A 1,547-nucleotide genomic window follows, 5' to 3' on the forward strand; every position below is an offset into this window, starting at 1 on the left:
CTTCTTGCGCAGTGCATCTTAAAGTACGAGGCTCACAAAGCGGGCGCTTATGAGTGTTTTTTGATCGAGGACGGGCTCGTTACCGAGTGTTCGAGCTCTAGTGCGTTTATTATCAAAGATGACGTTCTGATCACGCGACCGCTTTCAAACGACATACTGCCGGGCATCCGCCGCAAGGTGATCTTAGGCTTTGCCGAGCAGGCGGGGCTTAGCGTGCAGCAGCGGGCGTTTGGAATGAGCGAGGTTTATGAAGCCGATGAGGCCTTCATCAGTGCGGCGACGCTGATGGTGCTGCCGATCGTAAAAGCTGACGGCAGAGCGATCGGAGGCGGTGCGGTCGGCAAATACGTACCGCGCCTGCGCGAGATGTATGCTGCGCGGCTAAGAGCCGAAGCGGGACTGTAATAGGGCGGTCAAATTTAGCCCGTTAAATTTAAACGATACGGGCTGATTAAATTTTGCTTTCTAGCTCCCCGGTTATGTGACCCAGCTCGCTTACTAATTCTAAAATTTCAGCCAGTTCGTATTGATGAGCATACGCCGTTCCGGTTGTTGGAGGTATGCTAAATAGCTCTGTTTCGAAGCGGTTCGGCGCGCCGTTTAGAAATAGGTAAAATTTATTATCCATAAACGCCGCGCTTATGCTAAATTTATGGTAGTATCGCTTTAGCTCGTTTAGTCGCTCCATCAGCGCAGGCGTCAATAGATAGCGAGCTTCGACCTTGTCGTCAGCAAACACGCGAAATTCGCTATTAAAAATGACGTTGTCCATTAGCTCCTTCTCGCCTAAAATTTTTGTATTTAGCTCGCGGCTCGCTAAGATGGTTTTGGCGTAAAATCTCTTGCCGAATTCGCATATCAGCACGCTGCCGCTAAAATCCATATACGCATCATATAAGCTCATTGCAAGCGAAGCTAGCTTCACATAGGTATTGTCTATGCCCAGATCGTAGTTCTTTTTGATTCTAATTGCCTCGCTGAAGCTAAATTTTACCCCATCCCATTCGCCTTTTATCTCATCTTCGCTGATAAAATCGGAATTTGCAAAGATTCCTGCTCTCCTGAATTTCTTCGCGCTTATGCCACGTCCTGGCGAATAAGTAAGCTGCGGATACGCCTGTGAGATCGCCGTGCGCGCCAAAACTTTTTTGTAAAATAGTTTATATTCATAAGCGGCGCCTGTAATGTCGTCGTAAATATAAGCAACGTAACAAATTAAAAGCACCGCGTAGATAAGATAGACTTCGATCATCTTGTAATCCGTATCATCGTCTGTTTTAAATACCGCATCGATCGCAAACATTATGATAAACGGAAACAGATACAAAAATGCTATCTTGGCATAGATCATCACTACCTTGCAAATACACTTTTTTTGTTTGGCTCTACTTAGTGCTATCGCTCTTTCTAGCTGCATGCGTTTCCTTAAATTTTTTGATCCGAAATTTTATAAAATTCATTCTCTTGATAAAATTTCACCACGGCCTCGTCTGCGCTTGCGTTGCGCTGCAAATACCGCAACAACGGCTCTGCGCGCGTATATATCA

The 1,547-nt window shown here is 46.0% G+C and carries 2 protein-coding genes; one reads left to right on the forward strand and one right to left on the reverse strand.

The features are described 5' to 3' along the window. A partial coding sequence (locus Q0257_RS00160) for an aminotransferase class IV (protein WP_298020034.1) occupies positions 1 to 405 on the forward strand: 405 nt, incomplete at its 5' end. Between the two features lie 46 nt (positions 406 to 451). Here the strand turns inward: Q0257_RS00160 and Q0257_RS00165 are convergent. Further along, entirely contained in the window at positions 452 to 1,417 is a 966-nt protein-coding gene (locus Q0257_RS00165; RefSeq protein ID WP_298020037.1) for a DUF3137 domain-containing protein, read from the reverse strand. Positions 1,418 to 1,547: the final 130 nt, after the last annotated feature.

The organism is uncultured Campylobacter sp., from assembly GCF_938018035.1.
Classification (GTDB): domain Bacteria; phylum Campylobacterota; class Campylobacteria; order Campylobacterales; family Campylobacteraceae; genus Campylobacter_B.

What these genes read in the sequence shown, in the direction of transcription:
- Q0257_RS00165 (WP_298020037.1), bottom strand. Translation starts at nt 1,417, where the DNA reads ATGCAGCTAGAAAGAGCGATAGCACTAAGTAGAGCCAAACAAAAAAAG.